Annotated in this window: 10 protein-coding genes; 2 read left to right on the top strand and 8 right to left on the bottom strand. The window is 60.3% G+C overall.

The features are described 5' to 3' along the window. The first annotated feature begins 542 nt into the window (after nucleotides 1–542). Nucleotides 543–680, top strand: coding sequence for a hypothetical protein (locus tag NKH17_RS23475; RefSeq protein ID WP_352902521.1), 138 nt, complete (start codon nucleotides 543–545; stop codon nucleotides 678–680). Nucleotides 681–1,598: 918 nt separating this feature from the next. Here NKH17_RS23475 and NKH17_RS23470 read toward each other — a convergent pair. Continuing rightward, nucleotides 1,599–2,192: a DUF6931 family protein gene (locus tag NKH17_RS23470; RefSeq protein ID WP_352902523.1), complete on the bottom strand. Its 594-nt coding sequence runs from the start codon at nucleotides 2,190–2,192 to the stop codon at nucleotides 1,599–1,601. Nucleotides 2,193–2,377: 185 nt separating this feature from the next. On the opposite strand from NKH17_RS23470, the gene NKH17_RS23465 reads away from it, so the two are divergent. Then, complete coding sequence (locus tag NKH17_RS23465) at nucleotides 2,378–2,914, top strand: OmpA family protein (protein ID WP_352479445.1); 537 nt, start codon at nucleotides 2,378–2,380, stop codon at nucleotides 2,912–2,914. 99 nt (nucleotides 2,915–3,013) lie between these two features. Here the strand turns inward: NKH17_RS23465 and NKH17_RS23460 are convergent, their stop codons facing one another. The 7 genes from NKH17_RS23460 to tagH form a co-directional block, all read right to left on the bottom strand. Then, nucleotides 3,014–5,344 (bottom strand): M23 family metallopeptidase, encoded by a 2,331-nt coding sequence (locus NKH17_RS23460; RefSeq protein WP_352902524.1) that lies wholly within the window; start codon nucleotides 5,342–5,344, stop codon nucleotides 3,014–3,016. Then, a complete protein-coding gene (locus NKH17_RS23455; protein WP_352648153.1) occupies nucleotides 5,341–5,751 on the bottom strand; it encodes a DUF1036 domain-containing protein in 411 nt (136 codons plus the stop codon). The genes NKH17_RS23460 and NKH17_RS23455 overlap by 4 nt, the downstream gene beginning before the upstream one ends. 108 nt (nucleotides 5,752–5,859) lie before the next feature. After that, nucleotides 5,860–8,448: a serine/threonine-protein kinase gene (locus NKH17_RS23450; protein WP_352902526.1), complete on the bottom strand. Its 2,589-nt coding sequence runs from the start codon at nucleotides 8,446–8,448 to the stop codon at nucleotides 5,860–5,862. Between the two features lie 5 nt (nucleotides 8,449–8,453). After that, nucleotides 8,454–9,227, bottom strand: coding sequence for a PP2C family protein-serine/threonine phosphatase (locus NKH17_RS23445; protein ID WP_352479434.1), 774 nt, complete (start codon nucleotides 9,225–9,227; stop codon nucleotides 8,454–8,456). A gap of 513 nt (nucleotides 9,228–9,740) precedes the next feature. Next, on the bottom strand, nucleotides 9,741–13,304 hold the full coding sequence (tssM, locus tag NKH17_RS23440) for a type VI secretion system membrane subunit TssM (protein WP_352902529.1): 3,564 nt from the start codon (nucleotides 13,302–13,304) through the stop codon (nucleotides 9,741–9,743). Nucleotides 13,305–13,326: 22 nt separating this feature from the next. Next, nucleotides 13,327–14,715: a type VI secretion system protein TssL, long form gene (tssL, locus tag NKH17_RS23435; protein WP_352902531.1), complete on the bottom strand. Its 1,389-nt coding sequence runs from the start codon at nucleotides 14,713–14,715 to the stop codon at nucleotides 13,327–13,329. 421 nt (nucleotides 14,716–15,136) lie between these two features. Next, the gene (tagH, locus tag NKH17_RS23430; RefSeq protein WP_352902533.1) at nucleotides 15,137–16,180 is read right to left on the bottom strand and encodes a type VI secretion system-associated FHA domain protein TagH; all 1,044 of its coding nucleotides are present in this window, start codon (nucleotides 16,178–16,180) and stop codon (nucleotides 15,137–15,139) included. Between the last annotated feature and the right edge of the window lie 267 nt (nucleotides 16,181–16,447).

The following is a 16,447-nucleotide window of genomic DNA, read 5'->3' as shown; positions in this document are numbered from 1 at the left end:
GCTTATTTCTATGTGGCGGATGTTGAACCGCGGGCGTCTGCGACCGAAAATGGCCGCGCGACATCCGCTCGCGGAACTGGAACGTCTCGCCATTGTTGGCCCCTCGAAGGCTGGTGCTCGAGCCATGCGGGAGAGCTACCGACTGTGGTTCGAAGCTGGGGAGCCTGCCGGCAGCGGCGCTCTGTAAAGCGACGGATCGGCCTGAGGTGGCGAATGACCAGCATCGCAATCTTCAACGTAAACGCCCTTAATCACACCGTTTACGGCGCGCCGCCGGCAAGAATCACCATTCCGTTGTCAGATTTCTGAGCGTGCCAGATGAGGACAGTGGCGAACCCAATAGCTTCACCAACGCAACGTACCCCACTATGCGCGTTCTAGTGAATGGGATCGGGCCATAGCCGATCTGGCGGGGTGGCCTGATGACAAATCGGAGCAACAGGGATGGCAAAGTTTAAAGAAGCCCTTGAGCGCGGGAAGGAAGCCCGCCGTCAGCAGGAGGAGCGCGTCGGCGACGTGGAGGTGGGAAAACGGGATGCCCCATGGCGGACTTCAGCGAGCAAGCAAAGGCTTGGCTAAACGACGTCGTGATTGCGTCGCTGGAGGCGGCTAAGGCTGACGTGGCAGGCAAGGTGGCTGTCGATATAGACACCGCGCCGCGCCGGCAGGTCAAACCCTGACACCATCTATTCGTTTCCAGATCTACAGGAAGCGAGAATTGGAGAAGGCGCCTAGAAGAACCTTTACCGTCAACGTTAAGGTGAGCGGGGCGGTCTCCATGTCTTCGCCGGGGATGGTGACCAAAGATGTGGGAAACATAGGGGATAGGTCCGACTTACGGCTCCGCACCTTAACCGAACTGATCGAGGACGTCGCCAGGGTACATAACAACGCTGTGACCACAGGCCTTTGTGGAGCCTAGGGGGCACAAGGTCGTCATCGCGTGAGCCAGTTATCCGATCACCCGCTTAAAGAATTTCCACGGAATATTTCCGACCTCCCATTCCACAGGAAATCGTTTTTTGATCTCTCCTAAGTTCCGGGCAAGATGACCTTAGGGCACTGAGGGGTCGGCCATCATGGATACCGCGCCAGGAGGCATTACGCCTGAAGCTATTGCCGCAGCCGTTAAAGCCGCTTCGGACGGCATCGTGGTGTCCCTTAGAACGGCCGTAGCGGCCCTCCGTGCCCTGTGCCCACACGCAGACGAGACAGATCTCGAACTGTGTGAAATTCTGATCGACCTGGCCACACATGATGGTCCTGCTTGACACCAAAGAATAGCTAGGAACAAATCGGGTCGCATAGAGGTTCTGACCTATTCGCATGTAGGACCGGCCATGGTTGAGGCCGACGAAAGGAAGCAGAAGGTTATAGCCGACCTCATAAGACGGTGGATTACGTCAGAAGCCATCCGCGACTACCTTCGCAAGGCGCTAAATCTTCCGCTAGAAGAGGAGCCGCGGATGAGAATCTGATCAACTGTCATCTGTGATCTCCACCCTCGGCGCTGTGCAGTTCCAGCCAATGCGACGCCTGGACACTCGCGCCAACCAGTTTTTCCTCTCGCCTTCAGCCCTGACAGGGAACATGAAAGACTAGCATGCGTCCGCTGATTGGCGCAGCGCCTCGATCTCGGCCATCTGTAGACCCATTTCGACAAAGGCAGATAGAATGGCAAAACGGTCCTCGAGTGCAACACGCGCCAGCCCTGCCAGAATTCCGGCATTGACGGCATGGGCGGCAGGACCCGGCGGTGAGGCGGGTGGTACTGCTGTTCGGCCGACGGATCGGCAAGCACCAAGGCCATTATCACGCCATCCCGCAGCCAAGGCAATCCAGGCGCCCGGGGTTGTAGGGGGCACTGCCGCTGCCTGGCCCAGCGCGGCACGATGGTGGGCGCTGCCCGGTTCGCTGACCCAGTTGCTGACGAGCGCGAGCAGTTGTTGATCGGTTTCATCGAGCAGCTCACTCAAATGCGCAAGGCATTCATGAGCCCACCAGACCGCAGCCCGATCCGGCAGCAGGTAGGCACAAAAGGTGATTGCCTCTTCGGGAACGCGCCCTGCAAGGAGATCGCGGCAAAACTCGATCGAATGCTGTTCGGTTGGAAGGGTTCGCATGTCTCGGGCAGCGGCGGGACAAGCTAGGAAAAGATCTCGTGCCGTTTTGAATCGGAGCCCGTTGGCCATGACGCCACGCTTTCATCGAGAGCCTGTCAGCACTCAAGCCCGCAGCGCGGCGCTGGTCAAGTCTCTACTCGCAGCGGAGTGATAAAGGCGACACAGGCGCGGCTCGGTGTTTCCCGCAGACAATTGCTTCGGAATTTGGTATGTTCACGCTTGATAATATCGGATGCTCAACAGGAGTAACCGCTATGCGGTGGGCCAGTTCACCTTTGGTGTTGGCGGTCATGGTTTTCTCAACGCATGTTTGCGCCGACCCTGTCCAGAAATCAGAAGACATCGTCAAGTTTTTTGCCGGCGCGGCCGATCTTGGCAAGTCGCGCGGAATTTGTGTCGGCACCGAGGAGCAGTGCAAGAGCAAGAGTAAGCCAAACGAGGGACCCGCCGGCAAATCCAGTCTCGACATGCTGATCAATTTCGGACTCGATTCGGCCGAACTCGACGCAACCGCGCGCGCCGAGCTCGCGGAGTTTGCCAAGGCCCTGAAGGACAACCGGCTTAGCAGTTTCCATTTCGTCGTCGAAGGCTACACCGACGCTTCCGGTCCGGCGAACTACAATGAGCGGCTCTCACAGCGACGAGCGCAATCTGTGACGTCCTTCCTGACATCAAGCGGCATTGAGGCGGCTCGGATTAATCCGATCGGCCTGGGCGAAGCGCATCCGCGCAGCCCCAACCCATACGATGCTGTCAATCGCCGTGTGGAAATGCGCATTAAGACCGAGTAGCGCACGCCGCCGAAAACTGTGCGGCAGTTTCGAGCCACAACGGCTTTGCCGCGAGCAGGGTAGTCGTTTGAACCCTTTCTAACGAACGGCTGCGATGGCTCAAAGCGCGTTCTGCACGGAGCTCAGCATCGCCATGATCACGTGTTTGTACTTTGCGAACTCGGGCGATGTCTGCCGGATTTCAGTGGTGGTCGTCGTCTGCTGGCTCGCGGTCGTTGCTGGGCTGAGCTTTCGACCCATCTTCCTTTCGGCCCAGTCCACGACATAGCTGGCGGTCTTGCCGGTGAGAAAGGGATTGGCCTGAATGACGGCTGATCCGAGCACGGCGCTCAGTTGCGCCGAACCCGACGCCGACAGCACCTGATGCGCCCCTTCCATGCCGAGGAAATGGCACAGATAGAGCCGGCCGGCTGTGATTTGGTGGCCGCGCGCCCGAAGATAGGCTTCGCCCTCTCGCGCCAGATTGCGAACCATCTCGCGCGAGATCGTGGCGTCGTAACGCAGGGCAAGCAGGTCGGCGGTCGACAGTGTGCGTGCAAGTTCGGGGCGGTATGTATTCATCATCCGGATCCAGGTTTTGGTGATGAACTGGCCGGCGCCGGTCGCTGAAGAATTCGGGTTCTTGGCACGGGCACTGCCGCCACTTTCGACATGGACGATGCGGTCAGTGAGCGTTTCCACGGCGGAAAGATCCGAAGCGACCGCAGTAACCGTACCCAGCGGGTCGATCGCCGCGCCATTCTGGTAGAGTTCGAAATGCAGGTGCGGCCCGGTCGACAGTCCGGTGGTGCCGATATAGCCAATGATATCGCCTGCCTTCACCTTGGTGCCGACACCGCCCATGATTGCGAATTTCTGCATATGCGCATAGCGCGTCTCGCGCCCGCTTCCGTGCGAAATCTTGACCAGATTGCCATAGCCGCCCCCATCGCCCTGGAAGCTGATTTCGCCATCGAAGGCGGCTGCGATCGGCGTGCCTACGGGCGCCGCCCAGTCGACGCCCTTATGGATGCGAACGGTGCCCAGAATTGGGTGCTTGCGCGGCCCGAAGGTCGAGGTCAAGACCCCGTTGACCGGTGTGACCATGCCGTTGGTGACCGTCAGCGAGCGGACCTGATCGTCGCCTGTGACGCATGCAAACTGGCCATCGCCCTGCTGGAAGACGAAACAGTCGAGACTTTTTGTCGTGCCCTGAACACCAACATACAGCACGCGCCCGGCGCCTTCGTCCTTGCCGCGCGGCGTTTGAGAATAGATCAGCACAAGACGCTGGTCCTCGCTTGCAAAGGCGTCCAGATCCTGTCCTCTCGACAGATACATGATCGCTTCGCCGATCACGCCGGTTGGAACGCTGTTGCGTGCCGCAGTCGAGTAGATCGCGTCGAGCAGACGATACTGCCTTTTGTGGCCGCCTTCCGCCGGCGCGCCCGAGTAGTTGAACAGATCTTCGCGTACCCAAGGGTCGACGCCGGAGACGAACACGCCCGCGGCATTGCGCGTCAGCGTGCCGACAAAGACGTTCTTGGCGTAGATCGACACCTGCATGAGGGACATCGTTGTCGTCTCGCGGTTGGGCCGGTATCCACGCATGGCCACGACATAGCCCGGTTCAAGGCCGTCCCGGCCGAAGAGGGCCTTCAGCGCCTCGCCTGCCTGCTTGGCGTCGTCGGCGGAGAAATGTGCATCGAGCGCAACGCTATCCAGACTGCGATCGTTGAGGATCTTCACGAACGTGTCTTCCGTCGCCTCGAACCGCTGATATTCGTTCGTGACAGTTGCGACGCTGGTGTTGTTTTCGATCTGGGTCTTGTGGAACGCGGGAAGAGCTGCATCGCCTGCGTCGATTGTTTCACCCCAGCCGGCCTCCGGGTCATCGGCTTCGGTCAGTTGATCGGCAGCAGGCGCGGGTTCATCGGCGCCAGGAGCTGGCTGAAGATCGTTCTGCAGATCGCTGGAGGCTGCGGGGGCGGTTTTTCGTTGTGCCTGGAAGAACGCAAAATCCTCCTGCGTCGACGGTATGGTTGTCATGAATTTCTCGCTCGCGCTAAGCATGACGTCGGACAAAATCTCGATCTGTGACGAAACCCCGGCCTGGTCGAGTTCGGCCGGACGCGGAACGACGCGGCCTTTCGTTGCGGCGCCGGAATCGGGTGCGAGCGTGATCCACATCGGGTCTCCCGCCAGGCCGATAATGGCAGGCACATAAACAGAGGCATCGGCCGGCACATCGTCGGCTCCTTCGACCCCATGCAGCTCCTCGTCTTCGTCGCCAAATGACCAGTAGTCCGCGGCGAGATAGAAGCCGGCTGCAATCGAACAGAGGAAAACCGTGGCGAGGCCGGCAAGAAGCTTGCGCCAAAACGTGCGCCGGCGAAGGGCAGCGCGTGCTTGCTTCTTTTCCTTGAAGCTGGTGTCGATAGCGTGCGTCACGGACTGCTTCCGGTCAGGAAAAACGTCCACCGCACCTGTTCAAGCGTATCGACTTCGACAAATCGCGCGGCAATATGGCCGCGCTGCCAGCATTCGTCGATGCCGCGTATCGAGAAACGTCGCCGCTCAATGCACATTTCGGTCGATCCGGTCAGGATCGCGTGGCCGAAAACGTCAGTGGCGTAGAGGTAGATGTAGCGGTTCGTCAGTTCTTCGCGGATGACGTTCACGCACTGATTTGCGCCGATGGTCCACCAGCCATCGGTCTGGTCGGCATTGTCCACCTCCTGGCCGACAGCGAGGTTGACGACGTCGAGCGTCTGATTGCACACCGTGAACTCGGCGCGCGCTTCGTTGCATGAGAGCACGGCTAGCAACGCGGCGGCCGAAACGACCGCAACCCTCATCCGGCCCCTCAAGACAAGCAAGGTTCGAAGCCGAACACGCTGCTTTACGAGCAGGTCGGAAGACGAGCGGGGCAAACGCGAGCTACGGAGTTCCATCGGATGCCCATGCTAGCCGCCGAGTCGGAAATACTTGGCACTGGCAGAGAACTTGGATCCGTCGGCCTCAATTTCCTCGAGAATTTTGGGGAGCAGCCGTGAGGCTGGCATTGGCGTGGAGAATGCAGCCGCCCGGATATCCTGGGGCCCCGTGATCACCATGATGATCTGCGGCACGGCCTTGCCTGCAGCCCTGTCGGCCGCACCGAGACCGATCGGGATGCTGAAGGTAGCCTTGTCCGAGTGGACGACCATGCGGTCATCGAGGTTGAACATCATGCCTTTGTGGTCGATCAGCAGCACGCTGGAAATGAGCCCGCCACGCGTCACCAGCGTACCGCTGATCGGCGTACCGTCCGGCACCGATGTTCGATCGAGAACAAGCTGCGGCTTCTCGCCAGCAGTCTGCCCCAGAAAACGCAGAAAGTTGGTGACTTCGCACTGGCTCGGCTCAATAAGGCGCACGTTGATGTCCGGCTCAACGTGGAACTTTGCCTGGAAATCAGCCAGCATCTGCTCGAATGGCTGGACCGCGGTTCCAAATCCTTCGATCGCAGCGGTCTTATCGGTTATCGAGGTTACGGCGGCGTAGAAACAGTCGCCGCCGCTGAAGTCGCGAACCCACGACACACGTTGCGCTATCTCGTCGATTACTGGGGCAACTTCCGGCTTGGGCAAGTTCAGGGCGACCATGGCCGGATCTGGTTCTCCGGCCGCCGGTAGGTCGGGCTGCTGCTCCTTTGCCCTCGTCGTATCCCCCTGGCGTGCAGCCGGCTCGGGAACGGGCGCTGCTGGTATAGTCTTCGCCGGCCGGTTCGCCTGGTGTTTTGGCGGCGGCAGGACGGCCTGCTGCTCCTTTGGGCTCGTCGCACCTGCCTGGCCTGCAGCCGGTTCGGGAGCTGGCACGGCCGGTTTCGCCCCCGCCTGCTGGCTTGCCTGCTGTTCAGGCTTTTGGCTCGGTGCGGCGTCTGGCTGCGCGGCGCGCGGCGCCGGAGCCTTGTCGACCAGCGGGAGAGCCGGAGCAATCTTGGCAGGCGGCGAGGGCGTATCGGGCTGAATTGATGGCGTTGCGGTTTCGGCCGGCACTTGCGCCGCGCTTGCCGACGGCTTCGACGTTTCCTGCATTTGCTGGAGCATCTTGGGCGACTCTGCCGGCGGCTGCGTTCTGGCCGCGGCGGCCTCCGTCTGATTTTCAACTGGCGCTAATGTAGCCTCCGTTTGCGGCTTTGGGGCTGGAACTGCCTGTGGCGGCTCAGGCGCGTGCGCATCATTGTCCGTCGCCAGCGGCTTTGACGCCTCTGCCTCAGGAATTGATGCATCGGGGAAAGGCGTTGTTGCTTGTGGTGAAAGTTGCGGTGGCTCTGGCGCGGAAAGCGAGGTTTTGACAGCGCTCGGTGCGGTGGGCGTTATAAAGCCGCTAAAATAGAGGCCGGCAACTGAGGCGAGAGCCAATGTCGCGAAGGCAGAGATGGCGATGCCTCGGCCTTTTGTAGATGTTCCACGAACAGCACCAACGAGGGCACGTGGCGGCGCAGCGACCGGTGAGGCCCGAGGTTCGGACAGCAGCGCTGGTCGGACATGCGGGACAAAGCGCTGCCCACCCGAGCCTGCCAAAGGCCCGCCATGGCCCAAGACATCGGATGGCGGGGACGAGGCCTTCGGGTCGGGCGCAAGGGTTTGCCCCGCTCGTGGCAGACCCGGCCTGTCACGGTTTGGGATGAACGTCGGCGGCGTTGTCCCTTCGTCCTCGTCACGCGTCATCCTGGCGATTTCCGCCATGCTCACCGGGCGGTCTCGCGGATCCGGCTGCAGCATGGCTTCGACAAGGTCACGAAAATCGTCATCGATGTCGGACAGGTCAGGCACGGTCCGACGCTTTTCGATGATCTCGAATTGGGATCCGCTCATGTCGATCGGCTTCCCGCGCAGGGCGGCAACCAACACCAGCCCCAGGCTGTAGATGTCGGACTGCTCGCTGACATCGCCGCTGTACAGCCCAAGCTGTTCGGGGGAAACGTAGTTGTACTTTCCCGCGAATTTTCCGCCGATCAGGGTCTCCCCGCCGACGGTCGCCGATCGCGCGATTCCGAAATCGATGATCTTGGCGCGATCGACCTGACCTCCGGGCAAGATGATGTTGTCCGGAGAGAGGTCGCGGTGTATTGCTCCTGCCTGATGCACGGCGCTCAGACCCGACGTGAGGCGATGGCAGAGCTTGCGCACCTGCTCAGTCGGCATAGGGCCACGTCGCATGATGTCGTACAGGGACTCGCCGTCGACGAATTCCATCGCAAGGTAGGGACGACCGATCCCTGGATCGATCGTGAAGACGTGATAACGCACGACCGCATCGTGCGAGAGGTGATTGAGGATCGACGCTTCCTTGCGGAACAAGGACAAGATCGTCGGGTCGCGGGCAAATTCGGGCAGGACGATCTTGATCGCGACATGGTCGCCAGTCTGAATGTTGTGGCCGCGGTAGACCTCGCCCATGCCGCCGAATGCGATCCGCTCGTCAAGTTCGTAGATGCCGCTGAGCTGCGTGCCGACGGCGGTGTTGGCCAGCTGCGGCGATATTCGCGTCTTGTCGTCGGCGCTCATCAGCCTCAACCCTCCGCTCTTGACAGATCAGGGTAGGGGGGGTGTCCGTTGCTTCTGCTTGCGAATTTTACCAGCACAATCGTGACATTGTCTGTCCCGCCTCGCTCCAGCACCGTTTTCAGCAGAGCCTCACAGGCCGCCTGAGGTGTTGCAGTCACAACTGCGGCGCCGATCTCGGCGTCGGTCAGATGCGCCGTCAGCCCATCGGTGCACAACACAAAGATGTCTCCCGGCATGATCTCCCCTTGCTGGAAATCGATGACGATTTCGTCGCTGACGCCTACCGCATGCGTGATGACATTGCGGCGCGGCCAGGTGAGCGCCTCGGCCGCGCTGATCATGCCACGGTCGAGAAGTTCCTGAACTTCGGTGTGGTCCTTCGAGATCTGCGAGATGGACCCGTTGCGGATCAGATAGACCCGGCTGTCGCCCGCCCATAGGCAAGCAAATCGCCCATCCATCGCCAGCAGGGCGGCAACGGTGGAGCCGATGGTTATGCCGCGGGACTCGGAGATCCTGCGGATCTCGGCGTTGGCGCGGCTCAGCCTGTCCTCGAAGCGCGCACGAAGATCCGGGGCGGAACTGGCAATGCCGATCGTGGCCAGATGGTCGACAATGCTGGCTGAAGCGACCTCTCCGGCTTCATGCCCACCCATACCGTCGGCCACCACCCACAGGCCGGTTCGTGGCTCGACCAGATAGTTGTCTTCATTGTGCTCACGGACACAGCCATTGTGGCTTACGCCGAAGCTTTCAAAGGAAAGGGCGACATCGCTCAACTTGCCACCAAGCGCTTCTCGAAGCGTCCTCTGCAGCGCACTCTAAGGCGCTCGCTGGCGCCACTTTGCCACAGGCTCGAATATTAAAATATCGAAATCTAGCTTTGAGCGCGTGACCTTCGTGGCGGGTCACCCCGACAAAGAGCTCAAGTGATGATTTGAGGGCGCGACAGCGCTCCGTCGCCTGATCAACTGCGCATCCTGCGATCTCCCCGCCTGTCACAACGTGCCGGTGCCGAAGTGTTCCAGCTCTTATCCCACAACCAACCAGGCAGCCAGTCAGGTAACGCCGGAATGACGCCGTGCGATCTCGCCTTGATCGGTGCTCCAGACGACGACCTAGATGCCACTGTCAGGACCCGGCATCTTTCAGGATCCGAGCGAGCGACGTGCCACCTAGCGCAAATTGCCGACCCCGTCGTTAAAACAGGAGCGTCGGTATATTCAAAATATCGATCCTCACCCTAGCTTGGTTTCGCGATCTTACTTGCCTTCGGCGAGGTCAAATCCTTCTCAAAACGCCTTCGGACAGCTGAAAGCAGAAAGTGCGGGAAGGAAGAAGGGGCTGGGTCCGGAGCCGGTCTGGATCGTATAGCTGACGTCGCGTCCGCCGATTACGAAGCGCGCCTCAACAGTGCCGTCTTTGCTGGTAATCGTCGCCTTGTCCAGCAACCGCTTCAGCGACCACGGCCCTTCGAAGCTGATAACGGATTCGCGGCCCGGCATTTCCGGCGTCAGCCTCAGACTGGCGGATGTCGAGGCCGCACCGGTCGGCCAGGACACAGTGCTTGGCGTGTTAGCCGCCTGGTTGCTCTGGACGATCTGGCCATCGACGTCGAGCACCGCAGCATTTGCATCTCCATTTAGCGAGAACGGGGTAAAGGTCAGGTTGACTGACGGCATTGACCCGCCCGACGGGAAAAATGCGCCGCGGATTTCCGCAGCCAGCTGAAAGTTTTTCAGAGTCGACTTCGACAGGTCGCGCCCAAAGCGTGCATCCTGTTTCCAGCTCCAGTCCTGGCCGCTCATGTCGATCAAGGAAGCAAGGTTTTGTGCGAAGAACCGGTCCATCAGGCCGCCCGGAGAGAACAATTTGGCGAAGTCCGCCATCGCAATATCCTCGGTACCATCGCCGGCGAAGGGGTAGCGGCCGTTGACCGCCTTCTCGCAGGGCTGCGTGACGGCCTGGTCGAGCATCTCATTCAGATTCGTCAACGAAATTTCAGCCGCGTTGCCCTCAAATTCGTCTGCAGTTGTGTTGACCATTCTGCCGAGTTGCTTGGGCAGACGCGATGCATTGGCGCGAAGGGTGGCTATCTGCAGCTGCAGGTTGGAGTTGACGCGTTCCGTCTGCGAAGGGACCTCGGTTGCCAGTCGCAGGCTCTGGTGGATGTCGCGAAAATTCTGGGTCAGCGCATCGATCGGTCGGTGTCCAAAAGGACCGCTTACCAGAGCCTGGAAGGACCTGAACTGCGCTTCGATGTTTGCCCCAGGGTTCTGGCTATGAAATTTCTCGGACCCCGTACCGGCACGGCTTTGCGATTTTGCGGAGCCAATTTGGATGCCGATGCGAGCCAGGCCCTTGGCCATGTCTGCGGCGTCCTGGGCCTGGCGCAGGACGGTGCCGACCTGCATCCCAGTGCCCGAGTCGGCGCCGGAGACAGAGTCGCGCGCCAGGGTTGTTTCCTCGGCCATCGCGGTAAAAAGCTGTTCGATCGGCGAGCTTGGTGAGGCTACGGCGGAAAGCGCGACATAGTGCGGCTTGTCGTTCAGCATGGCCTTGAATTTCAATCCATCGAGTACGCTGTTCCACGCGGCTGCGAACTCCCTGCCGTAGCGATCGAGAAGTTCGGGGCCGAGTTTGAGCAACGCCTGATCGATGTCGCCTTGCTCGCCGCCACCGCCCAGAACCCACTGGTCGTCGACGAGTGTCTGGGCAATGCGCGAAAGCTGTCCGAGAAAAAAGTTGTTGAATCCGGCTTGGGTGTAGAGACCGGGTATACGAAGCTTCGACAGATCGCCGCCATCGACGCGCTCGAACACAAGCTGCGCTTCCGGTCCAGCTTTTTGGGAGACGGCAAAATCGTCCAGCGCAGCCGCATACACCGCCGACTTGATCAATGCTGACGCGCGATCCGCAAGGCTCATGCGCCCGAGCGAGCGCTGGGCGGCTTCCACAAGCGGCTGGTTGAGTTCGAAAACTGGATCATAGGCATCGTCCAACGCGAGCATGGCGCGTAGGTGCTTTTCGAGCTGCGCGCGTCCTTCCCGGTTGCTCTCGCCTGGATACCGGTTCTTTTCCCAATCCTGCTTCATCCAAGAGATGATCAGTGCGTCATCGACCTTGGGTGCCTTGCCGCCGAGCATCAGGTAGATCTTGAGCGGTTCGTAAAGCGTGGCGGGCTCAGCCATCGTCGCCTGGACCGTCCGCTCAGCCTGAACAAGCAGACGCGACCGCAACATTCGTTCCAGTGCTTGCCGATAGGCCGTTGTCGATGCAGAACTAAGCCTTTCCCGCTGGCCCAGGCCGAACGTTTCGTCGATCGGGATCGGTAAGTCACTGCTTTCGAAACCGGCCGGCATGTTGCGCAGCTGGTCGAGTGGCCCGATGACGTTTTCAAGGTCGACATCCGCGACCGTCGTGCTTTTGAGCAGGGCGTCCGCTGTCTCGCGATATTGGCTCGTCGCCTGCGTCGTAGAGGCGATCAGCGAGCGGTTGGCCATGAAGCTCATCCCGAGCGCGCCAAGGGCCGCTGCAGTGATCAAGGCTATGATGCCAAAGCCGCCATATCTGAGGGCCGCTGCCCGCCTCTCGGTCGCTCGGTCATAGGAAACCCATCCGGATTCAGCGAAAATGACATCGGTCAGGAGATCGTGCAAAAAGAAGCTCTTGCCGGTCCCGGACAGGTGGGGGCGGGAATTGTTGCCGAAACTGCGGCCGATTGCGCCCAAGACCTGATCGATGGGCGTTCCCTCCTGCGTCCCCGACGAGAAGTAGATCCCACGCAAACTGACGTTCACCTGGCCGCGCACCGGATCGAACAGGCTGGTCACGAAATTGGCAATTCGCCCCTTGAGCGCGTAAAACTGGGCCGGAAAGCCAAAGATCGATATGCGCGAGACCGGATCAAGCTCTTCCTGCAGGCGGTCAGCCATCTCGTCCGCCAAGCGGTTCGCCAGCGCATCGAATTCGGCCGGAGCCTCACCGGTCATGTTCTTGTTGCGGTCTGTGGTCTGGAATGTCGCGCCCCAGACCTTGCGCCTGCGCGGCTCCTCGAAACTGCTGAAGTATTCCATGAAGCCGGAAACAAGATCGGCCTTGGTGAACAGCAGGTACACCGGAAACTGGATTTTAAGCGTCTGGTGGATCTCCCTCAGGCGACTGCGTATTTCAACGACTTGGGCATCTAGCTGCTGGTCATCGAGGCTGATGAGGTCGGCAAGGCTGATGGCCAGGATGACCCCGTTGATCGGTTGCCTTGTGCGGAATTTCTTGAGCAATGACAAAAACGCAAGCCAGCTCTTGCTGTCGCTTCCAGCACTGGAATCCTGCGTGGTGTAACGTCCTGCCGTGTCGATCAGCACAGCCCCTTCAGTGAACCACCAATCGCAGGAGCGGGTGCCGCCAACACCGGCCACCGGCTGGGCGTCTCCTGAACCGGCAAGCGGAAAATTCAGACCCGAATTGACCAGTGCCGTCGTCTTGCCTGCGCCCGGCGGGCCAATGACGATGTACCATGGAATATCGTAGAGGAAATTGCGCTTGCCGCTCGAGCGTTTGAGTGTTCCGATGGCCTCACTCATGCGCGCCTCGAGCACCGGTGAATCGTCATTGCCCCCGTCGCCGCGAGCAATGCCGATCTCGAGCGCTTTTTGCGCCTTTCTCACCTGCCAGACGCGCACTCCGTAAACGAGGGCCGCGGTCGCTACGATCGTGCCGATGATTGTCGCGCGCAACCAAACAGGTCCCAGCGGCCGGATATCGGCGAAGCGGATCAAAGGTCCAGCAAACCAGATCGCTGCCGCGAAACCGGCCAACGCGGCCGTGCTGAATATCCGCGGCAGCCAACGCATCATTGGCGTTTCCCACCGGCGGTCTTCACAGCGTTTCCTCCTTGGGGATCATCACGTCGACACGGCGGTTCTTGGCCCGGCCCTCGGACGTCGCATTGTCGGCAATTGGCTCATCTGCGCCCTTGCCATCGGCGGTCACTCGCGCGGGATCGCTAAGTTTCGTGGCGATCATTGTTCCAACAGCCTTCGCGCGGGCGACCGAAAGGTCAAAGTTGGATTTGAACGCGCTCGATTTCCGTGGCTTCACGTTGTCCGTGTGGCCAACGATCCTGATTGGCCCCGGCTCGTGCTCAAGGGCTGCGGCAATCTGTTCGGCCAGTGACTGAGACTCAGGCTTCACTTCGGTCTTGCCCGGCTGAAACAACAATTGATTGTTGATCTCCACTACGATGAAGTCGCCTTTTGTGCCGATGGTCATCCCGCCGCGCTCGACTTGCGTGGACAGTGCCGAGCGGATGCGGTCGATCTGCTCGGTTACGGCAGGCGAGGCAACTGTCGCCGGTTCGGCAAGTGGGGGTACCACACTGGTGCGCTCGATCGTCACGGGTGTCGAGGGATTGAGCGCCAGCAACTGTCTGGCTGCAGCATCGCCTTCATCGGTCACGAACGCCCGCAACGTGAAGAACGCGGCCGTCAGCAGGGCTGATGCCGCGGCGGCAACGCCCCAGAGCGGCAGGCGGGTCGAAGACGGCACCATCGTCGCCGCCATGCTTTGCCAGCGGGGGGAGATGTCCTCTCCGGCGCGGGCCCTGAAGTAGCGAAGCGTCTCGTAGACGTCGCGCCGCACACGTTCGAGACTGATATCGTCGCGCGCCAGGCCCCGATACTGGCCCTCAAATCCCAGGGACAGGCAGACATGCATCAGCTCTAGCAGGTCTAAGTGTGGCTCCGGATTGGCCAGCACCTTGTTTAGCGCTTCGAAAAAGCCGGCGCCCGTGGCTTCGAGGTGAAAAAACCGCGACAACATACTGTGCTGTGCCCAGGTGTCCTTGCCGGTCCAGGGCAGGTTGCCAACAAGATCGTCGGCAGTTTCGCAAAGGGCGAACTTCGCGATCCGCGCATCCTCTTCGGCAACGCCCGACTTCTCCAGCGTCCGGTCGAACCTCTCGATCGCTTCGGCGATATGCTCGGCCAGTGGCGCCGCCTGTCTTTCAACCGGCACAAGCCTGAGATGCCCGAACAGGACAAGCAATGGTGCTGACGCCGCGAGGATCGGATTTGTCGTCGAATATTTGACCGTGTCGGCGGCTTCGAGCAGCACCTCCTGCTGAATGATCGGCCTTGACTCGGCTGCCCCGGCTTTGGCCGCTGCACCGGACGACGCTCCCTGATAAAAAATGGTTCCGGATGTCCAGTCCGGCGGCATATGACGACCTATGTCAGGATCGAAAACTGTCGATTCCTTGACGTCCAAGGGCCTGACCGGCTTGGCAATCGGTTCGTTTGCGGCTGGTTTGGCATTCTGCCCGCGCCCTGGATTGGTGCGGATGACGGTCTTGCCGACCGGGCCGAAAGGATCGTCCTTCGAGCTCATTGCCGATGTGCCGCCGCGATGCAATGTCCGCGCTCGCGTTCGAGAGGCGCCAGATCTTTCCTGGCCGGATAGGGCAAGCAAGGGGCCGGCCAGCGAGCCCTTGGTCCGCAGCAGTCTTTGCTACAAGAAACGATGTCGCCGCAATATGACATCTGCCGCAGACCCCCAGGTCAATCAGGCTTACCCGCCTGGCGAACGGTCGTATGTGATCGTAATCTCAGATGTTGTCGATTGGAACATCATGCGGTGCGCCGATGCGCTTTTCTTCGTCAGCTAGAGCGGCGCAGTCTATTGGGCCGGTCTATTTGTGCTTGTCAGCTTTGGCATACGCCTCGCCGAAATAGGCCAAGAATATATCCAGCATGCCGTTTTCATGGGCTTCCTCCATGGTCCGCCATGTCGCGACAAAAGCGTCCCATGCTTGGGCCTTCTTGGAGGTGAACGATGTCGGTGCAAGCTTTTTGCCGATCGCTTCCGGCGACAGGTCGTCAAGCAGTCGCGACAGCGCAGCTTGCATGGCGGCATAAGTCGCAAATTCGTGCGTCTTGAGATCGCGGAACGCATCTTCGACGCTGTGCCTTGCATCGAGATAGCCGGATCTGCGCCGTGCAAACATGATTTCGAGGATGTCGTCGATCCCCGGCACGAACTTAAGCGGGTTATTGTCGGCGGAGCTTATCATTGTCCGGTGCGTGCTCTTGGCCAGCGTTTTGGCGGCCGCACGTGCCTTCAGCAGCATGGCCAGTTGCTCGACCACCACCCGCAGGACCGAGCCAATTTCGGCCGCAACTTCATGCGGGTCCCGCGACTGCAGCAGTTCCGGGGAAATACCCGCTCCAATCGCGATTTCCCGCAGCACCTCGTCTCTCGTCGACGGGACCGACGCGGGCGGCGACGGTGCTCGTTGCCCAAGCCATCGCTGTGCCGAATTCAAGAAGGGCTCGCCTCCAGAGTCAAGCGGCCGATCGGCCGCGATAGGCATGTGTCGTTGTGTCGAACCTTCGTCGCCTTGCGGATGGGTCGGCGAGGCGCGCTCGTCAATCGATACAAAGATGACGTAGCGGCCGACCAGGAGCCTGTCGCCGTGCGCCAGCCGGTGTGGACCGGTGATGCGTTGGCTCGATCCGTTGATGAAAGTGCCATTGCGCGAGATGTCATGCAGCCAAAACGCGCCTGCCTCGTATCGAATTTGGCAATGCCGGCCGGAAATGAACTTGTCCGGGTCGGGTAAGATCCAGTCGCAATTTTCGCGTCCGATTTTGAAGGTGCGATCACGCGATCTGTAGCCGGGGGATACGCCAGCGGGCAGGGCATCGACATTGCTGATCTGCAGACTGATTAACATGCACAATCGCCTGTGTGATCGCTGGCGGCCTTGTCGGCACGATACTCCATGTTTTTAACGTGGCTAATCCAATTTCGCATCACATTGGCGCAAGGCAGCGGGCGAACCCTCGATCTTGCTGCTTCGCCCAGCTATGCATGCCGCTTTGGCCCGCGCAACAACATGTGGTACGCTCAACACGGACCAGCAACCCAGTGAGAATTGTTTGGCTTTGAGTTCCTGAACCTGCCGTCGTTAGTATAGCAGGACAGTATAGCAGGACCTTCA

This window comes from Mesorhizobium sp. M1334 (assembly GCF_040317995.1).
Taxonomy (GTDB): domain Bacteria; phylum Pseudomonadota; class Alphaproteobacteria; order Rhizobiales; family Rhizobiaceae; genus Mesorhizobium.
Note: the sequence above shows the minus strand (reverse complement) of the source record. Positions and strands in the feature narration are given on the sequence as shown.